11 protein-coding genes are annotated in these 15444 nt (G+C 68.2%); 6 read left to right on the top strand and 5 right to left on the bottom strand.

Annotation, left to right across the window (positions count from 1 at the left end; translation table 11 throughout):
* Positions 1-17 precede the first annotated feature (17 nt).
* The 3 genes from AAG816_RS06205 to AAG816_RS06195 form a co-directional block, all read right to left on the bottom strand.
* Positions 18-1103: an ABC transporter substrate-binding protein gene (locus AAG816_RS06205; RefSeq protein WP_341988684.1), complete on the bottom strand. Its 1086-nt coding sequence runs from the start codon at positions 1101-1103 to the stop codon at positions 18-20.
* Between the two features lie 80 nt (positions 1104-1183).
* A complete protein-coding gene (locus AAG816_RS06200) occupies positions 1184-2611 on the bottom strand; it encodes an FAD-binding oxidoreductase (RefSeq protein ID WP_341988691.1) in 1428 nt (475 codons plus the stop codon).
* A gap of 233 nt (positions 2612-2844) precedes the next feature.
* On the bottom strand, positions 2845-3252 hold the full coding sequence (locus AAG816_RS06195) for a MarR family winged helix-turn-helix transcriptional regulator (RefSeq protein ID WP_341988690.1): 408 nt from the start codon (positions 3250-3252) through the stop codon (positions 2845-2847).
* Between the two features lie 489 nt (positions 3253-3741).
* Here AAG816_RS06195 and AAG816_RS06190 point away from each other — a divergent pair, with 489 nt between their 5' ends.
* From AAG816_RS06190 to phnN, 6 genes are all read left to right on the top strand, one after another.
* Complete coding sequence (locus AAG816_RS06190; protein ID WP_341988683.1) at positions 3742-4719, top strand: ABC transporter substrate-binding protein; 978 nt, start codon at positions 3742-3744, stop codon at positions 4717-4719.
* Entirely contained in the window at positions 4716-5543 is an 828-nt protein-coding gene (locus AAG816_RS06185; protein ID WP_341988682.1) for an ABC transporter ATP-binding protein, read from the top strand. Before AAG816_RS06190 ends, AAG816_RS06185 begins: the two co-directional genes overlap by 4 nt.
* Positions 5544-5547: 4 nt before the next feature.
* Positions 5548-6318, top strand: a complete 771-nt coding sequence (locus AAG816_RS06180) for an ABC transporter permease (protein ID WP_341988681.1) — start codon at positions 5548-5550, stop codon at positions 6316-6318.
* A gap of 4 nt (positions 6319-6322) precedes the next feature.
* Positions 6323-7051 carry an ABC transporter permease subunit gene (locus tag AAG816_RS06175; RefSeq protein ID WP_341988680.1) on the top strand — a complete coding sequence of 243 codons (729 nt, stop codon included), beginning with the start codon at positions 6323-6325 and terminating at the stop codon, positions 7049-7051.
* A 139-nt stretch (positions 7052-7190) separates the two neighbouring features.
* Positions 7191-8027: a carboxylating nicotinate-nucleotide diphosphorylase gene (gene nadC, locus AAG816_RS06170; protein WP_341988679.1), complete on the top strand. Its 837-nt coding sequence runs from the start codon at positions 7191-7193 to the stop codon at positions 8025-8027.
* A gap of 305 nt (positions 8028-8332) precedes the next feature.
* Positions 8333-10390, top strand: coding sequence for a phosphonate metabolism protein/1,5-bisphosphokinase (PRPP-forming) PhnN (gene phnN / locus AAG816_RS06165; protein ID WP_341988677.1), 2058 nt, complete (start codon positions 8333-8335; stop codon positions 10388-10390).
* A gap of 53 nt (positions 10391-10443) precedes the next feature.
* On the opposite strand, the gene AAG816_RS06160 is transcribed toward phnN, so the two are convergent.
* Both AAG816_RS06160 and AAG816_RS06155 read right to left on the bottom strand, forming a co-directional pair.
* Positions 10444-11910, bottom strand: coding sequence for a TIGR00366 family protein (locus tag AAG816_RS06160; protein WP_341988676.1), 1467 nt, complete (start codon positions 11908-11910; stop codon positions 10444-10446).
* Between the two features lie 60 nt (positions 11911-11970).
* A complete protein-coding gene (locus AAG816_RS06155) occupies positions 11971-15360 on the bottom strand; it encodes a molybdopterin-dependent oxidoreductase (RefSeq protein ID WP_341988674.1) in 3390 nt (1129 codons plus the stop codon).
* Between the last annotated feature and the right edge of the window lie 84 nt (positions 15361-15444).

The following is a 15444-nucleotide window of genomic DNA, read 5'->3' as shown; positions in this document are numbered from 1 at the left end:
CCCCCCCGGCGCTCAGATCAGCTCAGCACCCAGGTGTTGAAGCGCTCGATCACCGCCGCCTGGTTCTGCAGCCAGTAGCCGGCATCGATGGGCAGCCCGCTCTGGATGTTGGCGGGGAAGGTGGGGCAGTTCTTGGCGATCTCCGGCTTGATATAGTCGAACGCCGCCGGCTGGGTCACGCCGGCCGGGAAGAACTCGGTCAGCCCCGCCATGCGCTTGGGATCGGAGGCGAACTTGATGAATTCGCGGCAGGCGTCCGCATTGGGGGTGCCGGCAAGGATCGACCAATGGTCGCCGCCCCAGATGCCCTGGTCCCAGATGATCTCCACCGGCGCGCCATTGGCCTGCGCCGCCTGGGCGCGGGACACCCAGGTGGGGATCAGGTCCACTTCGCCGGAGGTGAGCATCTGCTCAACCTGGGCACCGGAGGTCCACCACACCGCCACGTTGGGCTTGATCTTGTCGAGGCTGGCGAACGCCTTGTCCAGATCGCAGGGATAGACCTTGTCCGTGGGCACGCCGGCGCCCATCAGGGCTTCCTCGATGGTGTCGAAGGCGTGCTTGCGCACGGAGCGGCGGCCGGGGAAGTCCTTCACGTTCCAGAAATCGGCCCAGGAGGTGGGGGCCTTCTTGCCCTTGAAGGTGTCGGTGCGATAGGCGAGCACGGTGGTGTAGACATTGGTGCCGACGCCGTAAGGCGACATGTAGCGCTGCGGGATCGAGGCGATCACCGGGTCGGCTTCCATGCCGTGCTTTTCCAGATACTTGGTGTTGCCGCTGGTGAGCAGCAGGATGGCCGGCTTGCTGATCTTGGCCATGTCCCAGGTGTAATTCTTGGTTTCCACCATGGAGCGGATCTGGGCGGTGGGTTCCGCATTGGCCTGCACGCCCACCACTTCGATGCCGGTCTTCTCGGTGAAGGGTTTGTAGAACACCGCGCCATAGGCCTTGGTGTAGATGCCGCCGTCATCGCGCACCACGATGCGCTTGCCCGCCGCGCGGGAGGGGGACCACACCGCCGGCATCATGAGCCCGGCGGCGCCCGCTGCGGCGCCCTTCAGGATGGTGCGCCGCGATGCGCGGCCGGCAAAAAGATCAGTCATGGCAGAGCCCTCTGGATGGTTTGTTGTGGTTGACTGGCACTGACGCGGAACGCAGACGCGATGAAGGGGGGCGCGGAAACCTAGGCTTTCGGCTCCGGCAGCAGCCGGCCGGGGTTGAAGCGGTTGTCGGGATCGAACGCCTGCTTGATGGACCGCATCAAGGCGAGTTCGACCGGCGATTTGTAATGGGCCATCTCCCCCACCAGCGTGCGGCCGATGCCGTGCTCGGCGCTGAAGGTGCCGCCCAGTGCGTGCGAGATGTCGTTGACCGTGTGGCGGATCCGCCGCGCCATCGCTTCGGGGTCGGCCACCTGCGCCCACTGCTCGAAGCTGAAGAAGGGAATGAAATGCACATTCCCGTCGCCCAGATGCGTCACCACGATCACCGGCAGGTCGGGCACGAGCGCCTGCACCGCGGCGGTGGCGGTGGCGATGAAGCCGGGAACGGCGGAAATCGGCACGGCGCAATCGGTGGTGAGGCCGACGCCCGCCTTCTTGTTGGCCTCGGAGACCGAATGGCGGATCTCCCACAAGGCGGCGCGCTGGGTTTCGCTGGCGGCGATGGTGGCATCGCCCACGAGACCGTCGGCGAGGGCGCTTTCCAGCACCTGTTCCAGCGCGGTGGCGAGGGCGGCGTCGGTGCCGCTGTCGGACAATTCCACCAGCAGATGCCAGGCGTGCGGCCCGGACAGCGGATTGCGCCGGTCCGGCACGTTGGCCAGCACCAGATCCAGTTGAAGGCGATTGATCAGCTCAAAGCCGGAGATGCGCGCGCCGCAGGCGGCCTGGAAGCGCCCCAGCAGGGCCAAGGCCGCCTCGGGGCTGTCGAGCCCGATCCAGGCCACGGCATAGGCGGTGGGCAGGGCATGCAGCTTCAGCGTGGCGCCGGTGATGATGCCCAGCGTGCCTTCCGAGCCGATGAACAGATGCTTGATATCGTAGCCGGTGTTGTTCTTGCGCAAGGCGGTGAGCCCGTCCCAGATGGCGCCGTCGGGCAGCACCACTTCCAGGCCGAGGACATTCTCGCGCGTATTGCCATAGCGCAGCACGCCGGTGCCGCCCGCATTGGTGGCGATGGTGCCGGCGATCTGGCACGAGCCCTCGGCCCCGAGACTCACCGGATAGAGCCGGCCGGCGTCGCGCGCGGCCTCCTGCACGCGGGCCAGCACGCAGCCGCCGTCCACCACCATGGTATTGTTCACCGCATCAACGGAGCGCACCGTGCGCATGCGGGACAAGGCCACGATGACCGGCGCCGGGCCTTCGGCGTCGGGCACCGCCCCGCCGCACAGGCTGGTGTTGCCGCCCTGGGGCAGAACCGGCACCCCGGCGTCGCGACAGAGACGCACCACCTGCGCCACTTCGGCGGTGGTGCGGGGCAGGGCGACGCACAGGGCCGGGCCGGTGTAGCGCCCGCGCCAATCTTCGATGTGGCCGGCGAGATCCGCGGCGTCGGTAAGGACGCCTCCCGGACCCAGGCAAGACTTGAGTGCTGCGGTCACATCCATGCCCACGCCCGGCTTCCTCCGCCCGTTCGATCCCTAAAGTAATCGCATAACGATTACAGTGATCGAATTACGCTACATACGTTTTTTCTCCGGCACAAGGTCCAATGCATGGCATCCAGCGCCCCGCTTGCGTCCCGCTTCGGGCAGGCGAGCGGGCGCGCCGGGGCGCTGTGGGCGCTGGTTCGAGACGGATGGGGGGACGGGCTGGGGGCGTCAGCCGGCGCCGGACGCGCTCAGGCTTCGCTGTCCGGGCCGATCATCTTGCGCAGCAGGAACAGCAGGGCGACGCGCTCGCCGGCATTGAGGTTCTGCAGGGTCAGTTCGGTGATGTGCTGGGCGCACGGCACCATTTCATTCAGCGCCGCGGCGCCTTGCGCCGTGAGCGCGGCGATGACCTTGCGCCGGTCCTGCGGGTCCGGCGACAGCGAGATCAGCGCCCGCGCCTTCAGGCGATCCATGATGCCGCGAATGGTGCCCTGGTCCACCGCCGTGGCGCGCACCAGCTCGCTTTGGGAACTGGGGCCATGGTCGCGCAGGGCGCACAAGGTCACAAACTGCACTGCGGTGAGATTGGGATCGGACGCATGCTGCTGGAAGATGGCGACGTGGCGCTGATAGGTCTTGCGCAGCAGGTGGCCCACCTGTTCGCGGAAGTCATAATCGGGCGCCGCCTCCGCCGAGCGGGGACGGGGCGATGGCCTGCGAACAGGGTTGGCTGGCACGGAATCCATCGACACCACGGCGCCACGGGAGGGGGATCTGCCGCGCGGAAACCCTGGCCGCTGTGGCCGGGCGGGACTCCACGCAATCGCCTAATCGTAGTGCATACACTGGGATGCCCGCAAGCGATGTGAGCTGCTCAACAGTCGGCGGTGATATTTTCAGCAGGCTGGCGTAGCTTTAATCATGCGCTGCACAAATTATATATGCGGTCGCGAAACGATTTCATTTGAGATTGGAGATTGACGGAATAAAAAGTGTGTACTCTAGTTTATCCGCCGAAGCGCGATTTCCAGCGGCGTGATTTGGCGATGACTTGTGCCGTCGGCGAACAGGATCTGCCATAAGCAGATGTCGCCGCAGCCGGTTACGCAGGATCAGCGGCCACAACATCCAGTGGGGTGAAATTCATGTCGTTCCATCAGTCGCTACGGTCCCTCGTCATCGCCGCAACGGTTGCGGTCGCCACTGTGGGCGGCGCCCGCGCCGATGAGATTTCCGTCACCCAATGGGGCACCAGCCTCTATGGCGCGCCCTATGCGGTGGCCATGGCCGACGGCCTGTTCAAGAAGGCCGGCGTGGACATCACCTCCATCATCGGCTCCGGCGGCGGCGGCACCACCGTGCGCAACCTGCTGGCCAGCGACACCCCCTATGGCGAGGTGGCCATCGCCGCCGCGCTCGCCGCCCAGCGCCAGGGCCTGGACGTGATCATCGTCAATGCCGGCACCCGTTCGGTGGCCGAGGCCTCGCTGGTGACCATGCCGGCCTCGCCCATCAAGTCGCTGAAGGATCTGGAAGGCAAGAAGGTCGCCATCACCTCGCCCAAGGGCGTCTCGGAGATGCTGCTGCTCATGGCCCTGAAAGAGCAGGGCGTGGACGCCTCCAAGGTGGAGCGCGTGGCCTCCGGCGGCTATGTGAATGGCCTGACCATGCTGGAGCAGGGCGCGGTGGCCGCGGCGGTGCTGATCGAGCCTTTGTCCATCATCCGCGCCGACAAATATCGCACCGTGATCTCCTACGGCAAGGTGCTGCCGCCCATGGCCACCTCGGTGGGCATCACCACCAGCGCCTTCGCCAAGGCCAATCCCGCCAAGCTGAAGGCCATCATCGCCGGCCGCGCCGCCGGCGTGGATGCGCTCTATGCGGACCCGGCCAAGGCGGCGACCATCATCGCCAAGGACTTCAAGCTGGAGCCGGACATCGCCAAGATCGCGGTGAACAACATGATCGGCCCGCGCATGTGGAGCCGGGGCCAGTTCTCCATCGCCGAGCTGGATCGCACCGTGGACGGCCTGAAGCTGATCGGCGAAGTGACCACCGACGTGGACTGGTCGAAGCTGCTGGAGCCGGCCTATCTGCCCGCCGATCTCCAGGTCGTGAAATGAGCGTCGCCCTCGCCCCGAAGCCCCAGGAGACCGCCATGGCGGACCATCACGCCCGCCTCACCGGCGTGACCCGGGTGTTCGGGCCGCGCAACGGCACCGGGGTCCATGCCCTGGGGCCGGTGGATCTCGATCTGCGGCGGGGCGAGTTCTTTTCGGTGGTGGGCCCGTCCGGCTGCGGCAAGTCCACCTTGCTGGATGTGCTGGCGGGCCTCGCCAAGCCCACCGCTGGCACGGCGGAGTTCGAGGGCCAGCCGGTGGATGGCGTGCCCGCCGGGGTGGGGGTGGTGTTCCAGGAGGATGCCTCCTTCCCCTGGCTGTCCGTGCGCGACAATGTCGCCTTCGGCCTGCGCCGCAGCGGCGTGGATGCCGCCGAGATCGCCCGCCGCGTGGACTATGCGGTGGGCTTCATGGGGCTGAAAGCGTTCGAGAACGCCTTTCCGGCGCAATTGTCCGGCGGCATGCGCCAGCGGGTGTGCATCGCCCGCACCTTGGTGATGCAGCCGCGCCTGATCCTGCTGGACGAGCCGTTCGGCGCCCTGGACCAACAGACCCGCCTGCTCATGGGCGACGAACTCTTGCGGCTGTGGCGCGAGACCAATGCCACCGTGCTGCTCATCACCCATGCTTTGGACGAGGCGGCCATGCTGTCCGACCGGGTGGGGGTGATGTCCGCCCGGCCCGGCCTGTTCATCGACGTGCTGGACACCGGCTGGCCGCGGGATCGCGACAGCCGCATCGTCTCCCATCCCCGCTTCGGCGAACTGACCGCCCATCTGTGGGAGAAGCTGCGCGCGGAATCCCTCAAGCACATGCGCGGCAGCTGAGCCCATGGCCGCCTCCCACCCCGCCCTCAACCCCGCCACCTGGATCCGCCTCGCCGTCATCGCCGGCGCGGTGGCGGCCCTGGAGATCGCCTGCCGGATGGGCTGGGTGCCCATGACCATCGTCATCCCGCCCTCGGCCATGGTGGGCAGTCTTGTGGAGCTGCTGCTCAGCGGCACCTATGGGCGCGACATTGCGGTGAGCTTCTCCAACGTGGCGCTGTCTGCCGCGCTGGCGGTGGTGCTGGGCTTTGCCATCGGCGTCATCCTGCATGCGCTGCCGCCGGTGCGCGGCGCGGTGGAGCCGCTGCTGGCCAGCTATTATGCGGTGCCCACCTTCATGTTCTATCCGGTGTTCATCATCCTGTTCGGGGTGGGCAGCGGCGCGATCATCGCCATCGCCGTGCTGCTGGCCATCGTCGCCATGATCACCGCCACCCTGAACGGCCTCGACCGCATTCCCCCGGTGCTGACCAAGACCGCGCGCATGTTCCGCATGCATCCCGCCGAGCGGGCGCTGAAGATCAGCCTGCCGGCGGCCATGCCCTATCTGTTCACCGGGGTGAAATTGTCGGTGGCCTATGCCTTCATCGGCGTCATCGCCTCGGAATTCATCCTGTCCGGCGCCGGCATCGGCTATGCCATCGCCTATGCCTATAACAACTTCAACAACCGCACCATGTACGGCCTGATGCTGCTGATCGTGCTGGCGGTCACCCTGATCAATTCGGCGCTGGACGTGGTCGACCGTCGCCTGCAATCGCGGCTGAGGCGCTGATCTGATGCGGCATGTCCTCGGACCCTTTCTGGTTCTCCTCGCCGGCCTCCTGGCCTGGGAGATCCTGCACCTGATGGTGGCCAATTCCAGCTTGCCTTCGCCGCTGGAGACCTTCGTGGAGATCGGCGTGCTGCTGCGCGATCCGGACTTCTGGAAGCAGGCGGCGCAGACCGGGCAGGCGTTTGCGGTGGCGGTGGTGCTGTCCACCTTGGGCGGCATCACGCTCGGCATCCTGTTGGGCATGAAGCGCCTGGCGGGCGAGGTGGCCGAGCCGATCCTGGTGAACCTCTATTCCCTGCCCAAGGTGACGCTTTATCCGGTGGTGCTGCTGATCTTCGGCCTCGGCATCTCGGCGCGGATCGCGTTTGGCATCATGCACGGACTGATCCCGCTGACCTTGTTCACCATGAACGCCATCCTGCAGTTGAAGCCGGTCTATCGCCGCAGCGCGGCGGTGATGGGGCTCACCTCCTGGCAGACGGCGATGACCGTGGTGCTGCCCGCCATCCTGCCGCAGGTGATCACCGGCGCGCGGCTCGGCGTCTCGCTGTGCCTGCTGGGGGTGCTGATCGGCGAGATGTTCGCCGCCCGCAACGGCCTCGGCTACATGGTCACCCACGCCATGGAGCGGGGCGACATGGATACCGTGCTGGCGGTGGCGGTGCTGATCGCGGCGCTGGCGCTGGCGGTCAACGCCCTCCTGCTCAGCCTCGACCGGTCGCGGCGGCCATGATGCGGAGGTGCGTCTGCTAGCCCCCTTTTCGCGGCGCGCCGCCGCCTGACGGCGCTACGACATCTGTTTGCTTTAACCATAGGGCCGCCCACCAGGACGGCCCAGGCCCGCGCTTGCGCCTTCTGGGAGAGATCCGACCATGTATGATCCGTTCCAACTCGACCGCCTGATCGATCTGTGGCTCACCGAGGATATCGGCTATTGCGATCTCACCGTGCAGGTGATGATCGAGCCTGATGAGCAGGGGCATTTCTACATGAATGCCCGCGAGCCCATGACCATCGCCGGCATCGACATCGCTGCCGCGGTGTTCAAGCGCTATGACCGCAATCTTGAGGTGGAAACCAAGGTCAAGGACGGCGATGTGGTGGAGGCCGGCGCCATCCTCCTCACCGTGCGCGGCCCCGCCCGCGGCATCCTGACCGCCGAGCGCACCGCGCTCAACATCATGCAGCGCATGAGCGGCATCGCCACCGAGACGGCGAAATATGTGGCGGCGATCGCCGGCACCAAGGCGCGCCTGCTGGATACCCGCAAGACCACCCCCGGCCTGCGCATGGTGGAAAAGCATGCGGTGACCTGCGGTGGCGGCCTCAACCATCGCCTCGGCCTCGATAACGGCGTCATGATCAAGGACAACCACATCGCGGTCTGCGGCGGCATCGCCCCGGCGGTGGCCCGCGCCCGCAAGCGCCTGCCGACGCTCACCAAGATCGAGGTGGAATGCGACCGGCTGGACCAGGTGACGGAAGCGCTGGCTGCCGGCGCGGACGTCATCATGCTGGACAACATGTCCATCGCCGACATGAAGACCGCCGTGGCGCAGGTGGCCGGGCGCGTGCCGCTGGAAGCCTCCGGCGGCATCCGCTTCGACACCATCCGGGCCATTGCCGAGACTGGGGTGGACTATATCTCCACCAGCAAGATCACCCAGTCGGCGCCTGCGGTGGACATCGGCCTCGACGAGGCCGAGTGAGGGGACGGGCAGCGGCTTTTGATGAGAGGGCCTTGGCAGGTTTGTCGGTGACCTCTCCGATCGTCATGGCCGGGCTCGTCATCAAAGTCGGAAGTTTCCGACTTTGATCTGATTAAGCGGAGGTCGGCAAAAGCCGACCTCCGGCCATCCACGCCGGGCCGACCGCGCGGACCTCCGAAGGTCGCATCAAGCGGCGCCGCGTGGATCCCCGGATCAAGTCCGGGGATGACGACCGTTGTGCGGTATGACCACCTGCGGCTTGGGATGACGACCGTCTGAAAGTGCCGGACACATAGGAAACGGTGATGGGATCGGGACTTTTCTTTTTCGTGGTCGGCCCCAGCGGGTCCGGCAAGGACACCCTGATCGACGGGGCGAAGGCGGCGCTCGGTTCCTCCGGCCGCTATGTGTTCGCGCGCCGCGCCATCACCCGCCCCGCCGATGCGGGCGGAGAGAGCCACGAGGCCCTCACCCCCGAGGCGTTCGAGGCCGTCCGCGCCGCGGGTGGATTTCTCATTGACTGGCAGGCCCATGGCCTCAGCTACGGCCTGCGGGCGGACCTCCTGGACCAGATGGCCGCCGGCCGCCATGTGGTGGCCAATGGCTCTCGGGCGATGATCGCTGATCTCGCCCCGCGGGTGCCGCGCATGGTGGTGGTGGAAATCACCGCCCCGCCGGAGGTGCTGGCCGCGCGCCTCGCCGGGCGTGGGCGCGAGGGGGCGGAGAGCATCGCCGCCCGTCTGGAACGGCAGGTGCCGCCCATGCCGCCGGGCGTGGCCCTGGTGCAGGTGGCCAATGACGGCACCGCGCGCGCGGGCATCGAGCGCTTCGTCGCCGCGCTGGAGGCCCAGGCGGCCCGGCTGCGGCTGGTGCGCATGCCCATCGAGGCGGGACGGCGCAATGTCGCCTTCCTCGCCCGTGATTGCAGTGTGGTGGCCGCGCCCGATTATCTGGGGCCGGGGCGCATTGATCTCGCCGCTCGCGGCCGCAGCATCCGCGCCGAAATCGCTTTGGTGGCGGACGCCTCGTTGGCGAAGGATGCGGTGGGCTTGTCGGTGGAAGCGTTCGAGGCGCTGGGTTTGCCGGAGGGCACCGACGTGGTGCTCACCCGCACCCCGATCCCGGAAAGCCGCGCCGCTCTGCGCCGCAAGATCCGCGGCGAGGCGCTGGATGAGCCGGCTTATTTCCAGGTGGTGGGCGACATCGTCGAAGGCCGCTATCCCGAGAGCGAGGTGGCCGGCTTCCTGGTCGCCGCCGATCGCGGCCTCAGCGACGGTGAAGTGCTGGCCCTGGCCAAGGTGCGGGCGAGCTTCGCCAATCGCATCATCTGGGACGAGCCCATGGTGGTGGATAAGCACTCCATGGGCGGCATTCCCGGCTCGCGCATCACCATGATCGTGGTGCCGATCATCGCCGCCCATGGCCTCGCCATTCCCAAGACCTCGTCCCGCGCCATCACCTCGGCGGCGGGCACGGCGGATGCCATGGAGACCCTGGCGCGGGTGGATCTGGACGCCGCCGGCGTGCGCCACGCCGTGGAAAAGGCGCGCGGCTGCATCGCCTGGAACGGGCGGCTCAGCCATTCGGCGCTGGATGACGTGATGAATGCCATCACCCGGCCGCTGGGGCTGGATTCCAACCGCTGGTCGGTGGCCTCGATCCTGTCCAAGAAGCTGGCCGCCGGCTCCACCCACGTGGTGATCGACCTGCCGTTTGGCGCCCGCGCGCGGGTGAAGGGGGAAGCGGAAGCGCGCGAGATGGCGCGGCTGTTCGAGCAGGTGGGCGCCGGCCTTGGCCTCACCGTGGAAGCCATTCCCACCGACGGCAGCGTGCCCATCGGCCGCGGCATCGGCCCGGCGCTGGAAGTGCGCGATGTGCTCTGGGTGCTGGAAGGCAATGCGGAGGCGCCAAAGGATCTGCGCGAGAAGGCGCTGTTCTTCGCCAGCCGGATTCTCGCCTGGGACCCGTCCGTCGGCCCCGGCAAGGCCCGCGCCCGCGCCGAGGAATTGCTCAGCTCCGGCGCCGCCCGCGAGGCCCTGGACCGGATCGTCGACGCCCAGGGCCGCTGGCCCGAGCCGGTGCGGCCCGGCCGCCTCACCCACACGGTGATGGCCGCGCATGCGGGGGTGGTGCGCGACATCGACGGCTTCGCGGTGGCCGGCATCGCCCGGCTGGCGGGCGCCCCCGCCGACAAGGGCGCCGGCATCGATCTCAAGGCGCAACTGGGCGATGCGCTCTATGCGGGCGACCCGCTGTTCGTGATCCACTCCTCCACCGCCGCCGATCTGGATGCGGCGGCGGCGCTGGCCGCCCGCTTCACCGGCTTCGTGCTGGACGATGGCCGGCAGGTGGGCGCCGCCTGAGCGTTTCGGCCGGAACGGCCGGAGGCCGGGGGCGCTGTGCCCCCGGCACCGGATCAGGGCAGGATCGGCGGGTGATAGGCAAAGGTGCTCATGAGCACCGCCGCCAGCACCATGACGATGGGAAAGTGCACGAAGAACTGCACCGAGGTATAGCCGATCAGATCCTTCGACTTCAGGCCGAGGATGCCCAGCAGCGGCAGCATCCAGAACGGATTGATGAAGTTGGGCAAGGTCTCGGCGATGTTATAGACCATCACCGTCCAGCCCAGATGCGCCTCGATGACATTGGCCGCCTTCATGATGTAGGGCGCCTCGATGATCCATTTGCCGCCGGCGGACGGGATGAAGAACCCCAGCACCGCCGAATAGATGCCCACGAAGAATGAGAACATGGTGGAATTGCTCGACACCCCCACGAACCAATGGGCGATGGTGTCGGACAAGGTGGCCCCGGCCGCATTGGGCACCTTGGTCAGGATCTGCGCGATGCCGGCATAGAACGGAAATTGCAGCAGCACGCCGGAGACGCTGGGCATTGCCTTGGAGAAGGATTCCAGCAGGCTGCGCGGCCGCCAGTGCAGCAGGATGCCCAGCAGCAGGAAGACGAAATTGTAGGTGTTCAGTCCCGACAGGGTGATGAGCGGATTGCCCGATTGGAACGTCTGCCACAGCCAGCCCATGGCCAGGAGCACGATGAGGATGGTCAGGATCGGGCTGAATTCCAGGAAGTCGCCGGGGCGGGTCGGCTTCTTCGGCTCGATGCGGTCGCTGTCCAGGGCAACGCCCAGGTCGGCGGCGGTGACTTCCCGGCCGGCGGGCGGCGCGGTGAAATAGCAGATGGCCGCCGAGAGCAGGGTCACCGCCGTGGTGACCACCAGATTCTGCCAGGTCAGGATGGTCTCGGAAAAGCCGATCACTCCGGTGATGGGCAGCAGGCCGGCGGGAATGCTGGCCGCATTGGCTTGCAATTGCGCCGCCGAGGAGGTGATGCCCAAGGTGAAGCCGCAGCCCAGTCCCAGATAGCCGGCGGCGCCCGCGGCGCGATAATCCAGGCGAATGTCGGTGCGCCGGGCGATCTCGCGCACCAGCAGGCCGCAATAGATCAGGCTCAGGCCCCAGTTCACCAGCGACAGCAGGATGCTGAGCACGCCCACGAACACCACCGCCCCGCGGCTGGTGGCGGGGATGCGCGCCATCCGCCGCAGCAAGGCTGCCACCGGCGGCGACATGGCCAGCACATAGCCGCCGATGGCCACCAGCGCCATCTGCATGGTGAAGGGGATGAGGTTCCAGAACCCGTCCCCGAAGGCCCGGCTGACCGCCAAGGGCGAGCCGCCATGCAGCATGGTGCCGCCGGCCACCACGATGACCGAGATCAGCACGAACACATAGGCATCGGGAAACCAGCGTTCGGCAAACTGCACCATGCGCCCGGAGAAGCGCCCGAGAATATTGGGCGCGTCGCCGGAATGATCGGGGGCGGATCCGGGGGGGAGGGGTCGTCGTGTCGCGATCGTCATAGGTCAACCCTTTGCTCTGGAGAGGTTTTTGGTCGGCACGATCTCGCATCTGGGTGCGAGTTAAAGGGCAAGCGTCAGCGGACTCAGCGGAACGGCCTGGCAAGTGAGGCAGGTGCCGGGCTCGACCTGGGCCTCGCCCAGATGCGCTACGGTTCCGGCGACGATCCGCACCGCGCAGCTCTCGCACTGGCCGACGCGGCAACCGCTGGGCAGGGCAATGCCGGCGGCGGTGGCGGCATCCAGCAGCGTTCCCTGATCTGGTGACCACTGGAACCGGTCGGCGGTGCCGGCGATCTGGATGGTCTGGCGCGATAGCGTGGCCGGCACCGCCGGCGGGTCGGCGAAGGCTTCGGTGAAAATGTCGAAGCGATGGACGCCCAGCGCCACCAAGTGCCGGGTCATGTCGGCGGTGAAGGCGGGCGCGCCGCACAGATAGGCCAGCGGGCGTTGCGGCAGCAGGGCGCGCACGGGGCTTAGATCCAGCCGTCCGGCGCGGCGTCCGGGGGGCGCCAGATCGCCGGGGCGCGCGGCGGAGAAAGCGGTGACGCGCTCCAGTTCGGGCAGCATCGCCCCCAGGGCGGACAGCCGGGCGGCGAAGGGATGGGCGCCGCCATCCCGGCAGCCGTGCAGCAGCAGCACCTTGGGCACCCGCTGATCGGGAGGCCGCAGGGCCAGTGCTTCCAGATGGCCGAGGAAGGGCGTGATGCCGATGCCGGCGGCCAGGAACACCAGGGGCCGGTTGCCGCCCAGCGGCGGCGTGAACAGCCCCTGCGGCGCCTCCAGCAGCAGTTCAGCGCCCACCGCCAGCGCATGCATGCGATGGGACGTGCCGGGCTCTTGCCCGGCAGCAACAGTCCGGCGCTGGACGCCGATGCTCAGGATCTCCGGCGCGGTTCCGTCCCCGGTGAGGGAATAGGCCCGCGCCGTGGCGCTTCCGGGTGGCGTCGTCATGACATGCTGGCCCGGCAGAAAGCCGGGCAGCGCCCCGCCGTCGCAGGGGGCAAGGTCGAGGGCCACCACGTCAGCGGCGGCGGGCGCGATGCGGGCGACTCGGAACGCCCGCTGGCCGCTCCACCGGCCCCGGTTGGCGCGCACATCGCGGCGGATGTCGCACAAGGTGGCGCGCAGCGGCACCGAGCCGCTCACCGGGTCGCGGGCGGCATCCCCCAGCACGGCGTTGATGTTGTGGGTCAGTGGTCCGGTGGCGGCGGTGTCGGCACGGCCCAGGGGCGGGCAGTCCTCCCACCAGCCGAACTCCGCCACCACCACCCGCGGGTCGAGGGCCGGATTGAGGCGCACGGTCAGCCGGGCGGCGCCGCGGGCGGTCTCCACCATGGCCCAGTCCCCCGCCGCCAGACCACGGGACGCGGCCAAGGCCGGGGCGATATCCACCGCCGGCTCCGGCGATTTCTTGCGCAGGGAGGCCACGTGGCGATGGGAGCTATGGACGAACCAGCCGCTCTTGGCGGTGGTCAGCACCAAGGGAAAGCGCGGGTCAGCGCCGGCAAGGGGTGTTTCCGCCGGCTCCACATGGTCCGGCAACGGCGCATGGCCGTGCTGGCGCAGGCTCTGGGAATAGAGTTCGACGCGGCGGGTGGGGGTGGCAAAGCCGGTCACGGTGCCATCCGGCAAGGGCCGGGCGAATTTCTCGAACCCGGCCGGCTGCGGCACGCGGACGCCTTCCGGGTGCTGCCGCAGCTCCGCCACCGTAAGGCCCAAGGGCGCCAATTGATGGTTCCAGCCGGCCTCAATATCGCCGCCGAAGAACGCCTCCCCATGGCCCAGCCGCACCGCCAGCGCTGCGGCGATGTCATAGTCGGCCCGGCTCTGCCCCACGGGCGGCAGCATGCGGGGGCGGAACTGGAGGGTTTCCGCCGCTGCCTGGGTGATCTCGAACCCGATCTTCAGCGCATCCCGCTCCCACGGCATGTTGGCGGGCAGCACGAGGTCGGCGCCCGCGGCGGTGGGGTTCATGAACATGTCCACATGGACATGGAACTCCAGCGCCTGGAGCGCCGCGGCGTTGCGGGCGCTATCACCCTGCGTCACCACGAAATTGGTGCCGAAGCTCATCAGCGCCCGCACCGCATAGGGCTTCTGCTCCAGCACCGCGCGGGCGAAATCGCGCGCGGTGATCCAGCCGAAGCGCGGCGGCCCCAACGGCAGCTCCGCCAGTCCCAGCGCCTTGGCCTGCTGGGCTTCGGGCAGAAGGGCGTAATCGTTGAGGGCGCGGGTGGGCGGTGGCACCGCCCAGACATTGCCGCCCTGGCGGTCACAGGCGCCGGTCAGGGCATAGAGCGTGGCGATGGCCCGCTCGGTGGCGGTGGCGTTGGTGTGCTGGCCGACCCCGGTCCAGGAATGATAGGCGAGGCGCGGGCTATTCTCGAACAAAGCGTAGAAGGCGGCGATGTCGGCTTCATCCAGCCAGGTGGTCTGCGCCACATGGGCCAAAGTGTAAGGCGCCGCCTGCGCCCGCAGCAGGCGGAACACGGTGCTCGCCGCAATCGCGCCGCCATCGGCCGAGGTGAGGTGGGCGGTACCGTCCAGTTGAATGGTGGCCGCGTCCGGTGGGTCGAGGCGCGTATCGCAGGGCTGCGGCGCGCCGGTGGCATCCAGCACGACGAACGCCTCGGGGTCGGCGTCCGGCCATAGGTCGCGGCCGCGCAGCAGATCGCCGGTGGCGATGTCCACCAGCAGCGGCGCATTGGTCCAGCGCGCCACGAACGCGGCATCGAACGTCTGTCGGGCGATGAGGTGGTGGATGGCGCCCATGGCCAGGGCGCCGTCGGCGCCGGGGCGGATGCGCAGCCAAACATCCGCCTGCTGGCCGGAGCCGTTGGGCTTGGGGTCGACGACGGCGACCTTGGCGCCGCGCCGGCGGGCATCGGCGATGCGGGTGGCCTGGGCCAGCCAGGTGCGGGCGGGGTTGTGGCCCCACAGCACGATGGCATCGGCATGGTCATAGTCGGGAAAGCCGATGCCGCGCCCGAAGGTCAAAGCATGGGCATAGTCCTTGTGCCAGCCGCAGATCTCCACCGCATAGATCAGGTTGGGACTGCCGAAGCAGCGCACGAAGCGCTCCACCCAATCGAAACTGTCCACCATGGGGGTGCCGCTGGGGGTGGTGATGGCGAACGCCACCGCCTCCGCGCCGGACGTGGCGCGAATCTGCGCCAGGCGCCCGGCGATCTCATCCAGGGCGTCATCCCAGGAGATTTCCTGCCAGCCGGGATCGGCGGCACCGCGCGGAGCCGTGCGCCGCAGCGGCCGGGTGAGGCGGCGGGGGCTATGAACCAGTTCCGGCGCCGCCCGGCCCTTGGCGCACAAAGCGCCGCCGGTGGGATGGCCGGGCAGGGGCTCCACCGCCAGCAGCCGGCCGTCGTCCACCACCATGGTGGCGCCGCAGCGGGAGCGACACAGGGTGCAATAGCCCGGAATCCGTTCGGCCAAGACAGGCGCCCCAAAGGAGTGGAGGTGTAGCGCATTTAAGTAGCGCGCTACACATTCTGGTCACGCGCTACCTGGATCGTCAAG

Source organism: Azorhizobium sp. AG788, assembly GCF_943371865.1.
Lineage (GTDB): Bacteria > Pseudomonadota > Alphaproteobacteria > Rhizobiales > Xanthobacteraceae > Azorhizobium.
This window is presented reverse-complemented; position numbering and strand designations above follow the sequence as displayed.

Coding starts and splice junctions, on each gene's coding strand:
- AAG816_RS06205 (WP_341988684.1), bottom strand. CDS start 1,103: ATGACTGATCTTTTTGCCGGCCGCGCATCGCGGCGCACCATCCTGAAG.
- AAG816_RS06200 (WP_341988691.1), bottom strand. CDS start 2,611: ATGGATGTGACCGCAGCACTCAAGTCTTGCCTGGGTCCGGGAGGCGTC.
- AAG816_RS06190 (WP_341988683.1), top strand. CDS start 3,742: ATGTCGTTCCATCAGTCGCTACGGTCCCTCGTCATCGCCGCAACGGTT.
- AAG816_RS06185 (WP_341988682.1), top strand. CDS start 4,716: ATGAGCGTCGCCCTCGCCCCGAAGCCCCAGGAGACCGCCATGGCGGAC.
- AAG816_RS06180 (WP_341988681.1), top strand. CDS start 5,548: ATGGCCGCCTCCCACCCCGCCCTCAACCCCGCCACCTGGATCCGCCTC.
- AAG816_RS06175 (WP_341988680.1), top strand. CDS start 6,323: ATGCGGCATGTCCTCGGACCCTTTCTGGTTCTCCTCGCCGGCCTCCTG.
- nadC (WP_341988679.1), top strand. CDS start 7,191: ATGTATGATCCGTTCCAACTCGACCGCCTGATCGATCTGTGGCTCACC.
- phnN (WP_341988677.1), top strand. CDS start 8,333: ATGGGATCGGGACTTTTCTTTTTCGTGGTCGGCCCCAGCGGGTCCGGC.
- AAG816_RS06160 (WP_341988676.1), bottom strand. CDS start 11,910: ATGACGATCGCGACACGACGACCCCTCCCCCCCGGATCCGCCCCCGAT.